This window comes from Komarekiella delphini-convector SJRDD-AB1 (genome assembly GCF_014831675.1).
In the GTDB taxonomy this organism is placed as follows: Bacteria; Cyanobacteriota; Cyanobacteriia; order Cyanobacteriales; family Nostocaceae; genus Komarekiella.
Window position 1 is genome coordinate 1 of record NZ_VJXY01000153.1, and the last position, 2,290, is coordinate 2,290.

The following is a 2,290-nucleotide window of genomic DNA, read 5'->3' on the forward strand; positions in this document are numbered from 1 at the left end:
GCGAAAGACTAGATAAGCTAGAGTCACAGTCCTTAAGTGAATCTAATAGCAATCAAACCACAGCAATCCCTAATCTTGCCGATTTAGAACAAAAAATTTCGGGGATGGCAGCTCGAATCAAACAATTGACCGAAGCGATTCTTAAAATTCAAGATTATCTGAATAATCAACTTAAGCAAACCAAGAAATCGTACAACAATTCATATTATCAACGCTCTACCCCAAGAATCCAACCGCTAAGCGAAGAAGGTTTGGCTGCAAGACTTGGTGTTAGTGTAGAAACTATACGTGAACAGCGAACTAAGCTGCACCCACCGCTTTTTGTAGCGTGGTGTAAGGGCAAGGATAAATCGGGCATGGGGTGGGAATTTAACAAAAATACGGGGTTATATTATCCGGTAAGTTAGTATTACAAAGAAGTGGTTCTAGTTTTTCCTACACCTCACACGACTACACCCATTCCTAGCTTTCAGATAAAAGATATGCACCTCTATTTCTGGGTCTAATTAAAGGCTAGACGCCTTCATGCTCGCTCCGGCTACTTTTTGGGCAGGATTTACCCAAGGCTGCATCTGCACTTGTTAATTTTTTCGATATTTAGTATAAAAAATAACTTAAAATTCCGATAAACTCCTTCAATTTACTCCTTTAGATATACAAAGAAACCAGTAGGCAGAGTGGTACTGTTTTTAACAGCATGAATTCAAACTGCAAACACATCTGGTATCTTTTTAAAGCGGTTAGCCCTTGCTGTTATTTCATCTCAAGCAATTCAACTTAAATTCATTAGTCCAGGGAATGTCACGAATTGAGCTATCCTTTTAAAGGATAAAGTAATTTATGTCTACTAATTATCAGTTTTATTGTATAGATTTTTGGCTACCTATAGATTATAAATCCAATAAAGACGGGGAAAGTTTTATATTTGCTGATGATGCTCTCAATTTAAGTATTGCAGCTTTCTCTGTGTTTAACTATTGTTTGGAGTCGCAAGCAAATTTCAAAGTGAGTAAATATGAAAGCCTGATAAAAAATCTGGCTTTCTCATTAGAATTGTATGGAGAAAAGTTTGATTTTTTATCTAAGAAGAATGCAATAGCACTATTAAATCAGATAGACAATAAGTATTCTTGTGAGCTTAGTGGCTGGTTGCAAAATTACATTTATCCTGAGTGGGAGCGCCAAAAATTAAGAGATAGACCTTATATTACCGATTCCTCTATTTTATTTCAACCAAGTTCCGAAGTCCTATCTGTTGAGTTTTTAAGTACTGAGGTTTTAGTTTAAGGATATTTGTTCCTTAAACTAAATCAAAAAAAAGTCCCGCAGCTAATGTCTAAATAGCGCCGATTATTTTGAGGTAGAACAACTTCCCAGAAAAGAGAAACAATTATTCGTGTCAATATCCAGCAGTTGTTGTTGACCCTTCTGGTTTTTGCGCCGGAACAGGGCAGTATGTCCAACAGAATTTTTAAAATTAATGTTCCTGGTATAGGAGTGTGCGAAGCTTGCAGTCTAATTTTTAATCAACTTCCAGTCACAATAATATTACCCAGAGGAACCAGAGTTGAACAAAAAGAGTTTTTGAAGAATTGGATTCAAGAGTACACGCAAAGTTTGGTATCTACGGGAGCCTGGGATACTCCAGCGACAGAAAACGAAGTAAATCAAATTCTCAACGAGGTGTTTGGCAAGCTAAGGGGTAGGGGAAAGGGATAAAACACCTTTACCTCTTTCCCTTTACCCGAATGGCACTAAGTTTAGTTATTTGTTGAGGTGAGCTGGGGGAGCGGGGGGTGCTGCTCTTGTGCTGGGGGAGACAAGAAAATAAGTGTATTCAAGGAGTTTGCAGTAGCAAGAGTTACTAAGAATTTCTCTTTACTCCCCCTGCTTCCCCAGCCTCCCCAGCTTTACAAGCGTGCCATTCCCCTTTACCCAGATCAGTTCACGAGAGCGAACTACTAGGGGCTTCAAACAAGCACGTTTTAACTTTAACTATGCTCCACTTCATCGAGTGATTCCAATTCCGAAGCAAACATCTGAGCTTGCCTTAAAACTAGTCCGAACAAAAATAAATCTACACGCCATTGGGCCATGATTAATCCACCCCAGCATTTACTTAAAGTAACTTCAATTGCATCGGAACAAAAATTATCATCTTTCACCCATCTAAAGCCTAAACGATAATTTTCATATCCTGGGAGGAGGTAAAGTATGCGTTCTGATTCACCTGTGAAACTTCCCTTTGTAAACCCAAAGTGGTCAAGAATTTCAACTAATTTGACAAAAT

General features: G+C 38.3%; 3 protein-coding genes and 1 pseudogene. 3 read left to right on the forward strand and 1 reads right to left on the reverse strand.

Annotated elements, in window-relative coordinates:
* From FNW02_RS37920 to FNW02_RS37930, 3 genes and pseudogenes are all read left to right on the forward strand, one after another.
* Positions 1-407: pseudogene (locus tag FNW02_RS37920) on the forward strand (hypothetical protein); the annotation flags it as partial.
* Between the two features lie 433 nt (positions 408-840).
* A complete protein-coding gene (locus FNW02_RS37925) occupies positions 841-1,287 on the forward strand; it encodes a hypothetical protein (RefSeq protein ID WP_191762595.1) in 447 nt (148 codons plus the stop codon).
* A 168-nt stretch (positions 1,288-1,455) separates the two neighbouring features.
* A complete protein-coding gene (locus tag FNW02_RS37930) occupies positions 1,456-1,719 on the forward strand; it encodes a hypothetical protein (RefSeq protein WP_191762596.1) in 264 nt (87 codons plus the stop codon).
* Positions 1,720-1,991: 272 nt separating this feature from the next.
* On the opposite strand, the gene FNW02_RS37935 is transcribed toward FNW02_RS37930, so the two are convergent.
* On the reverse strand, positions 1,992-2,290 hold a 299-nt coding region (locus tag FNW02_RS37935; RefSeq protein WP_191762597.1), incomplete at its 5' end, for a hypothetical protein.

What these genes read in the sequence shown, in the direction of transcription:
- FNW02_RS37925 (WP_191762595.1), top strand. Translation starts at nt 841, where the DNA reads ATGTCTACTAATTATCAGTTTTATTGTATAGATTTTTGGCTACCTATA.
- FNW02_RS37930 (WP_191762596.1), top strand. Translation starts at nt 1,456, where the DNA reads ATGTCCAACAGAATTTTTAAAATTAATGTTCCTGGTATAGGAGTGTGC.